Annotated in this window: 17 protein-coding genes; 4 read left to right on the top strand and 13 right to left on the bottom strand. The window is 41.4% G+C overall.

Annotated elements, in window-relative coordinates; genetic code table 11:
- Window positions 1-134: 134 nt before the first annotated feature.
- Together ACP14V_RS12245 and ACP14V_RS12240 are read left to right on the top strand one after the other, a co-directional pair.
- A complete protein-coding gene (locus ACP14V_RS12245) occupies window positions 135-2,765 on the top strand; it encodes a valine--tRNA ligase (protein ID WP_272608188.1) in 2,631 nt (876 codons plus the stop codon).
- 84 nt (window positions 2,766-2,849) lie between these two features.
- Window positions 2,850-4,115 carry a sterol desaturase family protein gene (locus tag ACP14V_RS12240; RefSeq protein WP_272608186.1) on the top strand — a complete coding sequence of 422 codons (1,266 nt, stop codon included), beginning with the start codon at window positions 2,850-2,852 and terminating at the stop codon, window positions 4,113-4,115.
- On the opposite strand, the gene ACP14V_RS12235 is transcribed toward ACP14V_RS12240, so the two are convergent.
- From ACP14V_RS12235 to rsfS, 6 genes are read right to left on the bottom strand one after another with little or no spacing between them, the layout of a single operon-like run.
- Window positions 4,112-4,375 (bottom strand): acyl-CoA-binding protein, encoded by a 264-nt coding sequence (locus ACP14V_RS12235; protein WP_272608185.1) that lies wholly within the window; start codon window positions 4,373-4,375, stop codon window positions 4,112-4,114. The genes ACP14V_RS12240 and ACP14V_RS12235 overlap by 4 nt on opposite strands.
- Window positions 4,368-5,033, bottom strand: a complete 666-nt coding sequence (locus tag ACP14V_RS12230; RefSeq protein WP_272608183.1) for a phosphatidylserine decarboxylase family protein — start codon at window positions 5,031-5,033, stop codon at window positions 4,368-4,370. The genes ACP14V_RS12235 and ACP14V_RS12230 overlap by 8 nt, the downstream gene beginning before the upstream one ends.
- Window positions 5,023-5,826: a phosphatidate cytidylyltransferase gene (locus tag ACP14V_RS12225; RefSeq protein ID WP_272608181.1), complete on the bottom strand. Its 804-nt coding sequence runs from the start codon at window positions 5,824-5,826 to the stop codon at window positions 5,023-5,025. Before ACP14V_RS12225 ends, ACP14V_RS12230 begins: the two co-directional genes overlap by 11 nt.
- Before the next feature lie 4 nt (window positions 5,827-5,830).
- Window positions 5,831-6,439, bottom strand: a complete 609-nt coding sequence (locus tag ACP14V_RS12220; RefSeq protein ID WP_272608179.1) for an LUD domain-containing protein — start codon at window positions 6,437-6,439, stop codon at window positions 5,831-5,833.
- Window positions 6,440-6,478: 39 nt separating this feature from the next.
- Window positions 6,479-8,431: an ATP-dependent zinc metalloprotease FtsH gene (gene ftsH / locus ACP14V_RS12215; protein WP_136566370.1), complete on the bottom strand. Its 1,953-nt coding sequence runs from the start codon at window positions 8,429-8,431 to the stop codon at window positions 6,479-6,481.
- A gap of 3 nt (window positions 8,432-8,434) precedes the next feature.
- Window positions 8,435-8,812, bottom strand: coding sequence for a ribosome silencing factor (gene rsfS / locus ACP14V_RS12210; protein WP_136566369.1), 378 nt, complete (start codon window positions 8,810-8,812; stop codon window positions 8,435-8,437).
- A gap of 82 nt (window positions 8,813-8,894) precedes the next feature.
- Here rsfS and ACP14V_RS12205 point away from each other — a divergent pair, with 82 nt between their 5' ends.
- The gene (locus ACP14V_RS12205; RefSeq protein ID WP_136566368.1) at window positions 8,895-9,638 is read left to right on the top strand and encodes a biotin--[acetyl-CoA-carboxylase] ligase; all 744 of its coding nucleotides are present in this window, start codon (window positions 8,895-8,897) and stop codon (window positions 9,636-9,638) included.
- Here ACP14V_RS12205 and ACP14V_RS12200 read toward each other — a convergent pair.
- On the bottom strand, window positions 9,632-10,030 hold the full coding sequence (locus ACP14V_RS12200; RefSeq protein ID WP_272608174.1) for an SRPBCC family protein: 399 nt from the start codon (window positions 10,028-10,030) through the stop codon (window positions 9,632-9,634). The two genes, ACP14V_RS12205 and ACP14V_RS12200, sit on opposite strands and share 7 nt — an antisense overlap.
- A gap of 9 nt (window positions 10,031-10,039) precedes the next feature.
- Entirely contained in the window at window positions 10,040-10,678 is a 639-nt protein-coding gene (gene pyrE, locus ACP14V_RS12195) for an orotate phosphoribosyltransferase (RefSeq protein WP_136566366.1), read from the bottom strand.
- 7 nt (window positions 10,679-10,685) lie between these two features.
- Here pyrE and ACP14V_RS12190 point away from each other — a divergent pair, with 7 nt between their 5' ends.
- Window positions 10,686-11,288: an NUDIX hydrolase gene (locus ACP14V_RS12190; RefSeq protein WP_272608172.1), complete on the top strand. Its 603-nt coding sequence runs from the start codon at window positions 10,686-10,688 to the stop codon at window positions 11,286-11,288.
- On the opposite strand, the gene ACP14V_RS12185 is transcribed toward ACP14V_RS12190, so the two are convergent.
- The 5 genes from ACP14V_RS12185 to ACP14V_RS12165 form a co-directional block, all read right to left on the bottom strand.
- Entirely contained in the window at window positions 11,281-13,014 is a 1,734-nt protein-coding gene (locus ACP14V_RS12185; protein ID WP_272609298.1) for a M14 family metallopeptidase, read from the bottom strand. The two genes, ACP14V_RS12190 and ACP14V_RS12185, sit on opposite strands and share 8 nt — an antisense overlap.
- 114 nt (window positions 13,015-13,128) lie before the next feature.
- Window positions 13,129-13,542, bottom strand: a complete 414-nt coding sequence (locus ACP14V_RS12180; RefSeq protein ID WP_272608171.1) for a response regulator — start codon at window positions 13,540-13,542, stop codon at window positions 13,129-13,131.
- On the bottom strand, window positions 13,526-15,364 hold the full coding sequence (locus ACP14V_RS12175) for a PAS domain-containing sensor histidine kinase (protein WP_272608170.1): 1,839 nt from the start codon (window positions 15,362-15,364) through the stop codon (window positions 13,526-13,528). The genes ACP14V_RS12180 and ACP14V_RS12175 overlap by 17 nt, the downstream gene beginning before the upstream one ends.
- Before the next feature lie 195 nt (window positions 15,365-15,559).
- A complete protein-coding gene (coaD, locus tag ACP14V_RS12170; protein WP_136566362.1) occupies window positions 15,560-16,018 on the bottom strand; it encodes a pantetheine-phosphate adenylyltransferase in 459 nt (152 codons plus the stop codon).
- A gap of 32 nt (window positions 16,019-16,050) precedes the next feature.
- Window positions 16,051-17,025 (bottom strand): D-alanine--D-alanine ligase, encoded by a 975-nt coding sequence (locus ACP14V_RS12165; RefSeq protein ID WP_272608168.1) that lies wholly within the window; start codon window positions 17,023-17,025, stop codon window positions 16,051-16,053.
- Window positions 17,026-17,078 lie beyond the last annotated feature (53 nt).

Below are 17,078 nucleotides of genomic sequence, written 5' to 3'. Positions count from 1 at the left end.
ATGTAATAACGTTACTTATTTTTGTTTCGTATTTCAAGATTGGTCTTCATCTAGAGAATAGCATAAAATTAACATGATTGCTTTCCTTGATTTTAACCAATCCATAGCCTTAATTACAAAAACTGTACCGAAAAATGGAGATTCCATCAAAATATGAGCCCAATAGGGTTGAACAGAACTGGTATGACTACTGGATGAAACACGATTTCTTCAGTTCAAAACCAGATGAAAGAGAGCCCTATACCATTGTAATTCCACCGCCCAACGTAACCGGAATACTGCATATGGGACACATGCTCAATAATACCCTGCAGGATGTACTGATCCGTAGGGCAAGACTTTTGGGTAAAAATGCCTGTTGGGTTCCAGGAATGGACCATGCTTCCATTGCCACAGAGGCCAAAGTCGTGGCAAAATTGAAAGAGGAAGGGATTCATAAAGCTGACCTTAGCAGAGAGGAATTCCTAAAACACGCTTGGGATTGGACCAATGAATACGGAGGGGTCATACTTCAGCAATTAAAGAAATTGGGTTGTTCCTGTGATTGGAATCGCACCAAGTTCACCATGGATGACGATATGTCAGCCTCGGTAATCAAGGTTTTTGTGGATCTTTATAATAAAGGTCTCATTTACAGGGGATATCGTATGGTAAATTGGGATCCCGAGGCCAAGACTACCTTGTCTGATGAAGAGGTGATTTATGAAGAGCGACAGGGAAATCTGTATTATTTGGCTTATGCCATTGAAGGTTCTGATGAAAAAGTGACCATTGCCACAACACGCCCTGAAACCATTTTGGGCGATACGGCCATCTGTATCAACCCCAATGATGAACGATACCACCATTTGAAGGGTAAAAAAGCCATTGTGCCCATCTGCGATAGGGTTATCCCAATTATTGAAGATGAATATGTGGATGTGGAGTTTGGTACCGGGTGCCTAAAAGTTACCCCGGCCCATGATGAAAACGATAAAAACCTAGGGGATAAGCACAATCTGGAAGTCGTTGATATCTTCAATGAGGACGCTACCTTGAATTCCTTTGGAATGCATTACGAGGGCAAAGACCGTTTTGTGGTAAGAAAGGAAATTTCCAAAGAACTGGAGGAAAAGGGCTTTTTGGTCAAGACCGAACAACACTTGAACAAAGTAGGGACTTCGGAACGGACCAAGGCCGTGATAGAACCTCGACTTTCCGATCAGTGGTTCCTGAAAATGGAGAAATTGGCAAAACCGGCTCTTGATGGGGTAATGAAGACAGGCGATGTGAAACTGTACCCCCAAAAGTTTGAAAATACCTATCGCCATTGGATGGAGAATATCCGCGATTGGAATATTTCTCGCCAATTATGGTGGGGACAACAGATTCCTGCCTATTATTTTGGCGATGGACAGGACGATTTCGTGGTTGCCGAAACATTGGAAGAGGCATTGTCGTTGGCCCAGGCCAAGAATCCAAAAATCCAGAAATCCGATTTGCGCCAAGACGCCGATGTTTTGGATACCTGGTTTTCGTCATGGTTATGGCCCATCAGTGTTTTTGGGGGAATTTTAGAGCCAGACAATGAAGAGGTAAACTATTATTATCCTACCAGCGACTTGGTCACTGGACCTGATATCATATTCTTTTGGGTGGCCCGTATGATCATGTCTGGATACGAATATCGAGGTGAACGACCTTTTGAGAATGTTTATTTTACGGGCTTGGTTCGGGATAAGCAACGCAGAAAGATGTCCAAACAATTGGGTAACTCTCCCGATGCTCTTAAATTAATAAAAGACTTTGGTGCAGATGGGGTTCGTGTAGGACTTCTGTTGAGTTCAGCCGCAGGTAACGATTTGTTGTTTGATGAGGCACTTTGCCAGCAAGGAGCCAACTTTGCCAATAAGATTTGGAACGCTTTCAGGCTCGTAAAAGGGTGGGAAGTAGCCGATTTACCCCAACCCGAAGCTGCAAAAATTGGTGTGGAGTGGTATACCGCTAAATTTAATCAGACTTTGGTGGAGATTGAAGACCACTTCTCCAAATACCGTATTTCAGATGCCTTGATGTCCACTTATAAACTGGTTTGGGACGATTTCTGTTCTTGGTTGTTGGAAATCGTGAAACCAGCTTACCAGCAGCCTATAGACCAAACAACGTATGATGCCATTATTCATTTGTTTGAAGAAAACTTGAAGTTGTTGCATCCGTTCATGCCATTTTTAACCGAAGAAGTGTGGCAGCATACCGCGGAGCGTACGCCGGAACAAACGTTAATGATATCCAACTGGCCCAAAACCCAAAAAGTGGATACAAAGTTGATTGCTGATTTTGATTTTGCCGCTGAGGTGATTTCGGGTATACGTACCATCCGAAAGGAGAAAAACATTCCGCAAAAAGAAGCCTTGGAGCTTTCTGTACTAAATAGTGAAGGAATAGGGGGGAAGATGGATTCAATCATATCCAAATTGGCCAATGTTTCAGAAATCACAACAATAGCGGATAGTTTGGATGGCGCCTTGAGTTTTCGGGTAAAGAGCAATGAATATTTCATCCCGATTGGCGGAGCCATTGATGTGGAGGAGGAAATCAAAAAAATCAATGAGGAGCTGAAATATACCCGAGGATTTCTGCAATCGGTACAAAAGAAATTGGGGAACGAACGCTTTGTGAACAATGCCCCTGAACAAGTGGTGGCCATTGAACGCAAAAAAGCTGCCGATGCCGAGGCCAAGATCGAGACCTTGGAGAAAAGCTTGGCGAGTTTAGGAAATTCCTAGATTTAGTAGGGACTTTTGCGGTTTCCATCCCAATTTGTCAATCAGTTGGGGATGAGTGTTTTACTTTTTCATATATTTAATACTATGGAATCGTATGCTGCGGCTTTGTTGTATGCCATCCCGTTTTTTGTGGGTCTTGTACTTTTTGAAGTGCTCTACGGGCATTTTAAAAAGAAGCAGATGCACAATGTCATGGATACCGTGAGCAGTCTCAGTTCAGGGCTTACGAATATTGTAAAGGATTCCTTAGGGCTTGGGATTATCATCATTAGTTATCCATTTTTGTTGGAACACTTGGCCCTTACCGAAATCAAGGCCACATGGTTGGTTTGGGTAGTGGCCTTTGTAGCACTTGATTTTGCGGGCTATTGGAACCATAGGCTAAGCCATCACATTAACTTTTTCTGGAACCAACATGTCATCCACCATAGTAGCGAAGAGTTTAATTTGGCCTGTGCCTTGCGTCAGCCCATATCCAATCTGTTGGGGTATTATGCCCTCTTATTGATTCCTGCTGCGCTATTTGGCGTTCCAAACGAAGTTATTGCTGTTTTGGCACCCATACACCTGTTTGCCCAATTCTGGTATCATACCCAGCACATCGGTAAAATGGGTTGGCTGGAATATATTATTGTGACCCCATCGCAACACAGGGTACACCATGCCATCAACAAAGAGTATCTGGATAAGAACCTCGGGCAGATTTTCTGTGTTTGGGATCGTATGTTTGGGACTTTTCAAGAAGAATTGGAAACGGTGCCGCCCCAATATGGTGTTTTAAAACCGGCCCATACATGGAACCCGGTCATCATCAACTTTCAACATTTGTGGCGATTGATCAAGGATGCGTGGCGAACCCAAAGCTATTGGGACAAACTTAGGATTTGGTTTATGCCCACGGGTTGGCGCCCTTCAGATGTTCAAGAAAAGTATCCGGTAAAGGTCATAGAAGATGTTTACAATTTTACAAAGTATAGGCCAGAGGCTTCATTGGCATTAAAAGGCTATGCTGTTTTTCAGATGGTGGCAACCACCATCTTGTTGTTGTTCATGTTTTATAATTATGCTGCTATTGGTTTTGATGGCCTTTTGATTTTTGGAGCTTTTGTTTTTATGGGGGTTTATGGCTATACTACATTGATGGATCGCAAATATTATGCAATTTGGATTGAACTGTTCAGAAGTGTGGCAGGCTTGTCCGTTATATATTGGAGCCAGGATTGGTTTGGAATCAATGCCTATATGTCCATCGGCAGCTTGTTGGTGGCCCTATATTTTTTGATCACCATTGGTGGTGCGGTATACTTCACCTATTTTGAAAAGAGCTATACGGAACCGTTGGTATCCTAAAGTTTTTTAACCTCAGATTCTACCAAAGCAATATATTTTTTCTTAGCTTCTTTAACAGTCATGTTTTGGGCCTGAAAAAGGGCATTTGCCTTAAAAGCATTGATTAGCGGGGTCCTGCTTCCAGGATTGTCAAAGTTCTTGTTGGCCACCTTGAAATAAGCGTAGAGTTTTAACAACAAGTCGGCGGGTAGGGGCTCGGTATACCCGTTTACATAGGCAACTGCTTCTTCAAAGCGGGTATGTAGCTCCTTGTCACTCATCTTGTTTCCGTATTGAAGCGATACAGGTCTTTGCCCCGGTCACTTTCTGCCCAAGCTTAACGGTAATATTGCAATCCAAAGGTAAAAGTAAATCTACGCGGGAACCAAATTTAATGAACCCGGCATCCTGTCCTTGGGTTACTTGTTCGCCTTCCTCGGCATAATTTACAATACGTCTAGCCAAAGCGCCAGCAATTTGACGATAGCCTATCTCACCAAACTTTGGGGTGTGAAGAACCACTGTGGTACGTTCATTTTCCGTACTTGACTTGGGATGCCAAGCCACCAAATATTTGCCGGGATGGTATTTGGAATAGGTAATGGTTCCGCTGGCGGGGTAGCGCGTTACGTGAACGTTTACCGGGGACATAAAAATGGATACCTGTCTTTTTCTTTCTTTAAAGTATTCGGGTTCATCCACTTCCTCGATAACAACCACTTTGCCATCAACAGGGGCAAGAATGTCATCAAAAGTAGGTGTAACCAAGCGCTTGGGGTTTCTAAAGAACTGTAAGATGGCCACAAGGATAACCAAGGCTGCTATCTGTACGGTGTAACGAACCCATTCCACATCAATATAAAATTGAGCGGCCAAGATTGCGGCAACCACAATAAAAAAAGTGATAATAATAATTTTTTGACCCTCTTTATGAAACATAGGAAAAAATGTTAAGTATCAAATAAGCAAAAGGGGCTGCAAATACAAGGCTGTCCAAACGATCCCAAATACCTCCGTGTCCTGGTAGAATGGCTCCGCTGTCCTTTACGCCGGCCACACGCTTAAACTTAGACTCCAAAAGGTCGCCTATACTTCCTGCCACCACAATTACCGTGGCTAGGACCATCCATTGCACAATAGTTAGTTTAGTTTCGTAGAACGACAAAATGTAAGCCGCCACTAGTGCAAAAATAAGACCTCCAATAGAACCTTCAATGGTTTTTTTAGGAGAAACTGAAGGAAATAATTTTGTGCGGCCCAAGGCGCGTCCCACCAAATAAGCAAAAGTATCGTTTACCCAAATCAGGATAAAGATGCCCATAATGAGAAATTGGGCAAAATCATCATTTTTATAAGGGATCATGGTCAGGAAAATGCATCCTCCACCAATATAGAGTACGGCAATGATAAACTTTTGAAGTTCAGTGAATTTTCTCTCCTTTCCAGAAAAAAGAAAGAAGAGCAAAGTGATATCAACCGTGATGGTAAGAAACATCAACAGGGTAATGAGATTATTGTCCTGTATCAAATAGATGTAAGCCCACCACAGGGCCAGATAAGCGGTATAAATATAGTATCCTTTGAGTCTTACAATGCGCTTAAATTCGTACAGGCAGCCCAAGCCAAAGGCCATAAAGAGAAAGTCGAAAGCATCTGAACTTAAAAATACTGCCCCCAACAGAAGCACCACATAGATGATTCCCGTTATGGAACGCCTTAGAATTTCTTTCATGTAATCAGTAGTCTTCTAGGAGTAAAAGATAGACATTTTTTGAGGCACTTCCGTATGACAGAAAATCGTCCTTATTCTCTGGTGTAGGCTGAAAGTGTTTTAGAGTGGTAATGTTATTGGGTATGTTTTTGCGATATTTTTCCTTAATGACTTTTAGTGCTTCGCTGATGGAGTCCACCAACTGACTGGTGGTGGCAAAGACAATGAGGTTGGATGGTAGCTCATCCAACTTTTTTTCCTTGATTTGATTGGAACATACTAAAATGGACCCATTATGCGCCACAAGATGTTCGCAGGTAGTGAAAAAAATCTCACTCTCTTGGCGATTATCCGTGAAAGACACATTTTCTGATGCAAAACGGGTTTCCAAACGGGGGTCTAAGGAGTAAAAAAGATGTTGTTGCCAATTGTTTTCGGAGATAATGCTCTTTAGGGCTTCGGAGACTTCGGCAAAGTCTTCACAATAAATGAACTTGCCACCGTTTTTCTTAAAATAGATAGTAAACTTTTCATCCACGGGAATTTTTAGATCGGGCATATGGTCGCCACGGGTTTCCGCAGTTTCCTTGGAAACCTTTTTGCCTCCTCCAAAAAGTTTGCTAAAAACTCCCATTTATTGTGTCAAGTACATTCTTTTTACCTGTTTTTGGCTTTATTTGGCAGGTTCGGGTTCCAATTCCTCTTCTTCTTTTTCAAAAGGCCTTCTTCCAAATATTTTCTCCAAATCGTCTTTAAAGATAACTTCTTTTTCCAAGAGCCTTTCAGCAAGTTCGGAAAGTTTGTCCTTATTGTCTTCCAATAATTTAATGGCCCTTTGGTACTGCGCTTCGATTATCTTGGATATTTCCAAATCAATTTTCTGGGCAGTTTCTTCACTATATGGTTTAGTAAATCCATACTCATTTTGACCCGAGGAATCATAATAGGTAATATTTCCCAGTTCATCGTTCAAACCATAGATGGTGACCATGGCTCTTGCCTGTTTGGTAACTTTTTCCAAATCGCTCAATGCGCCTGTGGAAATTTTATTGAAAACCACCTTTTCTGCAGCTCTACCTCCCATGGTGGCACACATCTCATCCAACATCTGCTCAGGACGAACAATAAGTCGCTCTTCAGGTAAATACCATGCAGCCCCTAGGGATTGCCCCCTTGGTACGATGGTTACTTTTACCAAAGGTGCAGCATGTTCCAACATCCAGCTCACAGTAGCATGACCAGCTTCGTGAAATGCAATGGTCTTTTTTTCCTCTGGGGTAATGATTTTGTTTTTCTTTTCCAATCCACCCACGATTCGGTCTACGGCATCCAAGAAATCTTGTTTGGTAACCGCTTTCTTTTCTTTTCTTGCAGCGATAAGGGCAGCCTCGTTACATACGTTGGCTATATCGGCACCCGAAAATCCAGGGGTTTGCTTTGCCAAGAAGTCCAAATCAAGGGTTTCCGCAGTTTTGATAGGCCTAAGATGAACTTCAAAAATCTCCTTACGTTCGTTAAGGTCGGGGAGGTCAACATAAATTTGACGATCAAATCGACCTGCACGCATCAAGGCCTTGTCAAGAACATCGGCGCGGTTGGTAGCGGCCAATACAATAACATTGGTGTTGGTGCCAAAACCGTCCATTTCAGTCAAAAGCTGGTTCAGTGTATTTTCGCGTTCATCATTGGAGCCAGTGAAATTGTTTTTTCCACGAGCTCTACCAATGGCATCTATTTCATCGATAAAGATGATGGCTGGTGACTTGTCCTTGGCTTGTTTGAAAAGGTCTCTAACACGAGAAGCCCCTACACCCACGAACATTTCAACAAAGTCTGACCCGGAAAGGGAGAAGAAGGGTACTTTGGCCTCTCCTGCCACAGCCTTGGCCAAAAGGGTCTTACCCGTACCTGGAGGGCCTACCAAAAGTGCACCTTTTGGTATTTTACCACCCAAGGAAGTGTATTTGTCCGGGTTTTTAAGAAACTCCACTATCTCTTGTACCTCTTCTTTGGCACCTTCCAGACCTGCTACATCTTTAAATGAGGTTCTGGTATCTGTTTTTTCATCGAAAAGCTTTGCTTTGGATTTTCCAATGTTGAAAATCTGCCCACCTGCGCCGCCACCTGCGCCGCCGGACATCCTTCGCATCAAGTAAATCCATATGCCGATAATCAAGGCAAACGGCAATAAAGAAAGCAAGAGATCACCCAAGACATTGGATTCGGTATCGAACTCCACTATGGTGTCAAGGTTGTTCTCTTTCTTGATTTCTGTGATTTCGTTCTGGAATATTTGAAGGTCCCCATAATCCAATATGTACTGGGGGACCAAACCTGCAGAAGGGAATAGCGGTTTTTCCGCAACACCTTTGTGAACGTCTTTGTTCATGGCCTCTTCGGTTAGAAAGACCTTCGCCTGACGGGTATTGGTTATGATTATGATTTTTGAAATGTCTCCATTTCGCAAATATTCCTGAAGCTCGGAAGTCGTGGTTTTTTCAGTATTGGAGAAACTACTTCCACCAAAAAATTGGAAGCCGATGATCAATGCTATGACCACGCCATAAATCCACCACGAGCTAAAACGTGGCTTTTTAGGGGTATTTGGATTGTTTTCTTTTGCCATTTTTTAAGAATTGTAACTGCTCTCCACCATGGTAACTTTGGCATCTCCCCAAAGTCCTTCAATATCATAGAATTCCCTGATGTGTTTTTGAAATACATGTACTACAACATTTACATAGTCCATCAATACCCATTCTGCGTTTTCAGAACCTTCAACGTGCCAGGGTTTATCATGGATAGCCTTACTAACAGTTTTCTGTACAGAGGAGACAATTGCGTTTACATGCGTGTTGGAAGTACCATTGCAGATGATAAAATAGTCGCAGACTGTATTTTCGATTTCCCTAAGATCAAGTAGATTTATGTCAACACCTTTAACTTCTTCAATCCCATGTAAAATCAAGGCAATCAGTTCATCTGCACTAGTTTTTGTTTTCTGCATCCAAAAATTTTAGTTTTTACAAAGTTATATTTTTTTTGTTTTCTTAGCCTTAGATTTTAACATATCATAAAGCTACACCACATTGGGAGAACTATCACGGATAATCAAACTTGATGCCACGGATTCCACAAATCAGTATTTAAAAGATCTATTGCAGACAAAAAACGCTGTGGATTCTACGGTTGTGGTGGCCAAGAAACAGCTCAGGGGAAGGGGACAGATGGGCGCTGTTTGGGAATCTGAAGATGGTAAAAATCTAACATTCAGTGTGTTAAAATCATTCGATTTATTGCACGTGGAGCATCAGTTTAATTTGAACCTCATGGTGTCCTTGGCGGTATGCGATGTGCTTAACCAATTTTCCCTGCCCGATGTCAGGGTGAAATGGCCCAACGACATTCTGTCAGGTTCTTCTAAAATATGTGGCATTTTGATAGAAAATATTCTTAAAGGTCAACTTGTCCAACATTCCATTATTGGAATCGGCCTTAATGTTAACCAAACTTCTTTTGATAATTTGGGCAATGCAGCATCCTTAAAAATGATTAGTGGGCGCACTTTTGACTTGGATGAGCTTTTACAAATGATTTTGGAAAGAATCCGAATACGTTTTTTAAACATTCAGGAAAAAACCGTGAATCAACTTCTTCCAGAGTACGAACAGTATTTATTTAGAAAGGACAAACCTTCCACCTTTAAAGATGCCGAAGGAGCAATGTTCATGGGGTTTATCCGTGGGGTTTCAGACACGGGAAAACTTGTCCTTGAATTGGAGGATCGTGTTTTTCAGGAGTTTGATTTGAAAGAAATCTCGTTGCTCTACTGACCAATTTTTTCCAAATTGGAAGAAAGGGTTTGCATAAAATTGGTGATGGGCGATTTGATCATCATGGCCATCATAGCGTTAAATTCGCCTTCAAAACTTAGGCCCACTTCACTTTCATTGTCACCCAAAGCCAAAATATCCCCAGAAAGCGTGAAGGGCAACTTGTCGCTTGCAGCGCCCAAAACCACTTTTTCGTGGGGGACCTGCTCTTTTAAGCGCAAGGTGATTTCTGGCATGCCCTTAAGGGCAAACTTGAAGGTTTTATCATCCAAAACCTCAAACTTGTCAATATTGTCGGGCATCAAGGTCTCAAAATTTTTGATGTCGGAAAGAAAATCAAATACTTCCTTGTTGCTTTTGGCTACCTTTTTTTTAGGGACTTCAATATACATGTTTTGAGGTTATTTCCATTGCTGGGGATTTGTTCTCCACTGCAATAAGGTTTTTAATTGTGATTCTTTAATGTAATGTGTTTCAGAAGCCTGCTCCACAAGGTGGTCATAGTCGGATAAGGTGTGCAGTTCCACGTTTTCTTCTTCAAAATTGGTCGAGGCTACGGGAAATCCGTAAGTAAAAATGGCCACCATGCCCTTTACGTTGGCCCCTTGTTCCTTTAAGGCCCTTACGGCATTGAGGCTACTCTTTCCTGTACTGATCAGGTCTTCTATGACCACTACACTTTGGCCAGATTCCAAATTGCCTTCAATTTGGTTCTGTCTTCCGTGCGATTTGGGTTCCGGTCTAACATAAATAAAGGGGAGTCCCAGTGCTTCGGCAACTAAAATTCCTATTCCAATGGCGCCTGTGGCTACACCGGCAATTACATCGGGTTTACCATATAGGTTTTCCACCTGCTTGGCCATTTCTTCCCTTACAAAATTCCGTATCTCTGGGTAGGAGAGCATGACCCTATTATCACAATAAATTGGAGATTTCCACCCAGAAGCCCATGTAAAGGGATTTTCGGGTTCCAACTTAATTGCATTAATTTGTAAAAGCAGCTCTGCTGTCTTTTTTGCGATTCCCTTATCTAAAACCATTGCGCAAATGTATGAAGTTTTTGTTAATGAATCTCCACTGATTTTAACAAACCAACGCCCTGAAAAGTCCAACGGCAATCTCTTTTCCATGGATGGCAAATCCATCATGAAAGCAATAAACCAGCTTGCCAAGGGAAAGTTAGACAAGGCATATCTGTACCATCCTGATGAGACCAAGATTTTAAAGATTTTTAAGCATAAGATCCCGGTTGTGGTGGCAGGGGGAGGTTTTGTAATCAATCCAAAAGGGAAGCTGCTCTTTATCTACAGGAATGGGAAATGGGATTTGCCCAAGGGAAAGGTTGATAAGGGGGAATCCATTGAAGATGCTGCTTTAAGGGAGGTTGAGGAGGAAACCGGAGTCACCAATTTAACCATTGAAAGGTTTCTGCGAACCACCTATCATATTTTCAGGAGAAATGGGGAGTATCGATTAAAGGAGACCCATTGGTTTGTGATGACCACTCCATTTAAGGGTAAACTGGTGGCCGAAAAATCTGAAGGAATTTCCAAGGTGAAGTGGAAGGGACCAAGGAAAACCGAAAAGGCCCTGAAGAATTCTTATGCAAACATTGAAGTTTTGTTCAAGGATTTTGAATGGCCTATTTAGGAAGAATTCCTGCGGCATCGCTGCCCTTTTCAACACGATATACGGGATAGGTTAGGTAGGCATCCTCCAAATATTTTGATTGTTGAAAGAGCCAATCCAGTTGAGCGTACCAGTTCTCCGAAAATGCTATGTCCAACGCCTTTTTAGCTTCAAAATTTTGACGAAGAATAGAGTCATTTTGCAGCATTTCCAAAGCTACGTCCTCAAAGACATAGGGAGAAAACCCTTCTTTTTGTTGGAGGACGGTATCAAAAAAGTTCCAATTAAAAAAAGAATCCACCGCATGGGGTTCCAAAGTCTCCAAAAGGTACCGTATGCCCATTTGTTGGGTTGGAATAACTACATCACCTGCCCTAAACTGGACTATTTTTGTACACTTTTCCACTTTGGTGTCGTAATGCGGATAATGTCCTTCGTAAGGGCTTTTTCGTGTTTCGTAACCGAGAATTTTATATCCATCAACAGTCAGGGAGGTATCTTTGCCCAGTCTTGAATAGTGGATGTGGTTCGCATCCAGTTTATCTATGATGCTTTGCCAACTTTGATTAATGATATAAGCGTCTGGAATGGTAATGGTATCCAATGGAAGATAATAATCTCGATATACGGTCTCTTTGGTAAAAGGCTTGTTGCGATCATACTTTAAGCGGGGAAGGCCGGTAACTTCGCTCAAGAGGCGCTCTGCTTCATAACCTTTAAACTGTAACAGGGAATGTTGGGTAGTATCCACCTGCCATGAGAAATGATACTCTGTAAGCGCAAGCGTTTTTTCTTGTGCTTCCTTTCTCAGTTTTTTAATGGAGTCATATTCTTTTTCAACAAGTTGTACAAGGCTTTCCATAAGTTGGTAGGTGCCTTCTACCCGTTGGTCATAGGGTTTAAGCATATGGGTTTCCACCATCAGGCCCAAGGTGTTCCATAATGTGGTATAGCCAGTGGAATATCTAGGATGGTCTATAAATTGATTGAAGCCCATTTCTGGAGGAACATTAAAAACATTGACATAGGGAGTTATGTCCCATTTTTTATCTGCCAAGGATTTTTCCAATCCGGGCATAAACTCTTGGTGCAGGTATTTTCCCAAATTTCCGCCCAGTTTGTTGTGTTGCGTAAAAAGGTGTGTCAGCGTGTACTGGTAATCGGCCCCATTGCTCACGTGGTTGTCCACGAATACATCGGGTTTTACCCTATGAAAAATGTTGGCAAAACTTTGTGCGTTTTTGGTGTCCATCTTAATAAAATCCCGATTCAGGTCATAGTTTCGGGCATTTCCGCGGAACCCATATTCCTTGGGGCCGTTTTGGTTGGCTCTTGAAGTGGAATTTCGGTTGAGGGCTCCACCAATATTGTAAACAGGTATGGTGACCAGCACAGTGTTTTTAGGACTTGGTAGCATTTTGGTGGCCAAATCCCTATAGAGTAGCATAGTGGCATCAATGCCGTCACTTTCACCCGGATGTATGCCATTGTTGATAAGGATTATGGCTTTTTCCTTTCGTACATTTTCCAAATTGAAATCTCCATCAGGATTAAAGGTTACCATGTGAAGGGGATAGCCACTGTCCGTTTTGCCAATGGTGTGGATATTGATTTCAGGAAAATCCCGGGCCAATTTCATGTAAAAGGCAATGGTTTCTTGGTATGTGGAAGTTTCCTCGCCTCCAGAAGTTTCAAAAAAAGTTTGGTAAGAGGCTACCTTGTCCTGTTTCTTGGTCTCACAGGACATGAAAAGAATCAGCAGGGTAAAAAAGATAAAGTACTTTGGTACTATGGCACGTTCTTTATTGGTCAACACGGGTAACAACTCTGTTTACAAACATAAATGTACAGAATATTATGGTCATGATGCCAAATCTATGCTCTCCAAGTCAGAAATCTCAATTTTAAAAATAGGTTTGTTCTTGTAGTTGAGACTGTGTGGGCATTTCACCTTAAACTCGTTCCATTTTTGATAATCCAAAGGGTCTATGGAAGACGTGATCATATTAATGGTGATTCGTTCTTGGAGGTCCAATAAAATAAATTCTTCCAAGAAATCCCAGCCGTCCATAATGGGCATGTTTATGTCCAAAAATATTACTTCAGGGATGGTATCTTCAAGCTCAATTCTCTTTTTAAGGGCGTCAATGGCCTCTTTCCCATTTTCAAATATTTGAATGTCATCACAATCACAGATGGGTTTCAGCATTTTTTTGATACCGAAAACTGTTATGGGATCATCATCCACAATGAACAAACTATTGACTTTCTTCATTAAAATACACATTAAATATTGTACCCTTATCTACTTCACTGTTGGCGGTTATGCTACCGCCCATGGCTTCAATTTGATTTCTGATGATGTACAAACCAAGGCCTTTGGCATCCTTATTATTATGAAACGTTTTATATAGCCCAAATATTTTCCCGCCATATCTTTCCATATCTATTCCAAGACCATTGTCCGAAACACTGAACACCACCTCTCTTTCGTGTTTTTTGGCATTTAAGGTGATGATAGGATTGCGTTTTGGGCTCCGATATTTTATCGCGTTTGTAATTAAGTTTATGATAATGCTATTCAGATAAGAACTGTTGGCCGAAACGCATAGCTCTTTATCCACATGATTTACAATTTTTACTTGGTTTTTGTCCAAAAGAGCAGCGAGACTTTGCAGCACTTTGGTAAGACTTTCATGAAGGTTTAGCGGCTTCTTTTCCAAATCCATGTTGGTGTTGATGTCTACCACCTCGTTCAGGTTGTCCAAGGTTTCCAACAGACGATCTGATGCTTGAGAAAGCATTTTTACGATGTTCTCTTTCTCGGTTTCATCTTTTTCGTTGATCAGAAACTCCAATAACATGGAAAAATTGGCAGAATGTGATCTTAAATTGTGGGAAACAATATGGGCAAAATTGATGAGCTTCTTATTCTGTACCGAGGTAATATTGATCAAGTTTCTCAACTGGTCCTCTTTCTTCTTTAACGCAGTAATGTCCATACTGATGCCAATAAGTCCATTTACATTGCCATCATAGTTGAATAGAGGAATCTTTGAAGTCAGGAAATTAGTGGTTTCCCCATTTTTTTTAATGCTGATGGTTTCCTTACCTAAAATTGGCTTCAGTGTGCGGATAACTTCGAGGTCTTCATCACGGGAAATTTTTGCTATTTCAGTGTCATAAAGGTCAAAATCCGACTTCCCAATCAGTTCTTTGGAACTCTTGCCCAAATATTCACATTCCGCCTTGTTCACCAAAATCTTTTTGGAATCCAAATTTTTAACATAGATGTTCAGGGGAATATTATTGATCAAGGTATAGAGAAGTTGTTCGTTTTCCTTGGTCTTTGTTTCGGCCATTACTTTTTCGTGAATGTCCTGAAAGGTTCCAAATACCTTAATGATCTTACCATCCTTAAGAATTGGTTTTCCTGCAGCTTGTACCCATCTTTCCTCTCCTTTGGCGGTAACAATGATAAGCTTTTGACTAAATGGGGTTCCTTTGGTCATAACTTGATGGAAAAGCATGGAAATCTTATTCTGGTAGTAACCTTGCTTGTAAAAACCTATCGCTTCTGAAACTTCAGGGATATATGACATTGGAACATGATGTATCTTCTTGGTCTCTTCACTCCAAAAAAGTTTTTCAGATTCTATATCGTATTCCCAATTTCCAACATTTAAAACTTCGGATTGTGCTTGCAATATGGCATTCACACGTTCCAGTTCCAGTTCCTTTTCCACCAACGTGGTAATGTCATCTGTTTGAACTATGGTTCCCACAAGGTTTTCCTTTTCATCAAACCAAGGGGCAAAAGTACTTTCATACCATTTTTCGTGGGTACTGCCAATTTCATGATGGCGAATGGTGCTGGCCTCACTGTTTTTTAAAAAATCCTGTATATCAATGTTTTCCAATACCTCTTGGAACAAATCAAAAATATTGGTGGTGAAAAATGCCTTGGGGCTAATATTGAAGATGTGGAGCCACGAATCAGAGGCATCTACCAACATGCCATCGTTACCGACAAATGCAGTGGCTCTTGGCAACTGTTTCAGTAGATAATGTTGGGCGATTCTTTCAACTGCTTTCAAAATACGTGGTCGTTAGGGGAACTTCTCGTAGTTAAGAAATTTCTGACCAATTTATAAGTATTGACATTTATCAATAACTATTTGTTGTGAAAAGTTATGAAAATGTGGTTTTTTGAAAAAAAAACAGGGTTTGAAAGCTTTTATGTGTAATTCAACAGGCAAGAAACGGGTAAAAAACTTGCGTTTTTTTGGAAATTAAGACTTAACTACCACAGTATCCGGAACCAAACCGGAATAATCGCCGCCATTTCGGATAACATCCCGAACTATGGACGAACTTATGTAGGATTTGCCTGAAGAAGTCAATAAAAAAACCGTTTCTATTTCGGAAAGCTTTCTATTGGTATGGGCAATGGCTTTTTCAAACTCAAAGTCGGCAGGGTTTCTTAGTCCCCTCAATATAAAATCAGCACCAATTTTCTTGCAGAAGTCAACGGTAAGCCCTTCGTAGGTCAGTACAGTGATCTTGGGCTCATCTTTAAACGCCTCTTTGATGAAAGTGGTGCGTTCCTCCAAGGTGAACATGTATTTTTTTTCCGCATTGATACCTATGGCAATGACCAATTCATCAAAAAGAGTGATCCCTCGCTTAATGATGTCATAATGCCCAAGAGTAAGTGGGTCAAAAGATCCTGGAAAAATTGCGCGCCTCATGACTGGAATGTTTTTTTAAAAATACAGAATTTCTATCGCAATGCTTCTTCAATGGCGCTGGCAAATAATTCTTCCAATGAAATGCCAGCGGTTTTTGCCTGTTGGGGAAGAAGACTTTCCTCAGTAAGCCCTGGAGTGGTGTTTACCTCCAAAAGATGGGGAATATCTCCTATGAAAATAAATTCACTTCGAGTATAGCCCTTTAAATCCAAGGTTCTGTATATAAATTCTGCCAAGTCCCTTACTTTGGTTTCTTGGATTTCCGAAAGCCTTGCGGGGGTTATCTCTTGGGATTTTCCCATGTATTTGGCCTCATAATCAAAAAAATCATTTTCTGAAATAATTTCTGTGATGGGCAGTACAGTAATTTCGCTGTTGTAGGTAATCACCCCAACCGAAACTTCAGTTCCGTCCAGAAAAGATTCAATAATTACCTCACTATCTTCTTTGAAAGCTGCCGTAAGTGCATTTTCCAGTTCTTCTTTTTGATAGACCTTGGATACCCCATAGCTACTGCCCGCTCTATTGGCTTTTACAAAGCAAGGTAGTCCCACTTTGTCTACAATGGCATCTTTGTCAATGGTTTGTCCCTTGTTCAAGTAATAAGAGGTGGCACATTGTACGCCATACGGCTTAAGAGTGCTCAGTAAGTCCCTTTTGTTGAAGGTTAGGGCTGACTGATAGTGATTGCACGAAGTCTGTGGAATCCCCAATAGCTCAAAATAGGCTTGGAGCAGTCCATCTTCACCAGGTGTACCATGAATGGCATTGAAAACACAGTCAAACGTGATCTTTTCCGCAGCGGGTTGAATACTAAAATCCGATTTGTTTACCGGAAACTCCCGGTCGGAATCATCCAAATACACCCATTTTTCCTTCGTAATCACTATACGATAGGAATTGTATTGTTCTCTGTCCAAATATTTGTGGACTACGTTACCGCTCTTTATGGAAATGCCATACTCGCTGGAGTAACCACCCATAATAATGGCAATGTTTTTTTTCATCAGCTTGTCGAATATCGGAGCGCCAAAGTAAAGAAAAAAGCACTGGCTTTCCT

The sequence above is a fragment of the Flagellimonas alvinocaridis genome, from assembly GCF_965248585.1.
Taxonomy (GTDB): Bacteria; Bacteroidota; Bacteroidia; order Flavobacteriales; family Flavobacteriaceae; genus Flagellimonas; species Flagellimonas alvinocaridis.
Note: the sequence above shows the minus strand (reverse complement) of the source record. Positions and strands in the feature narration are given on the sequence as shown.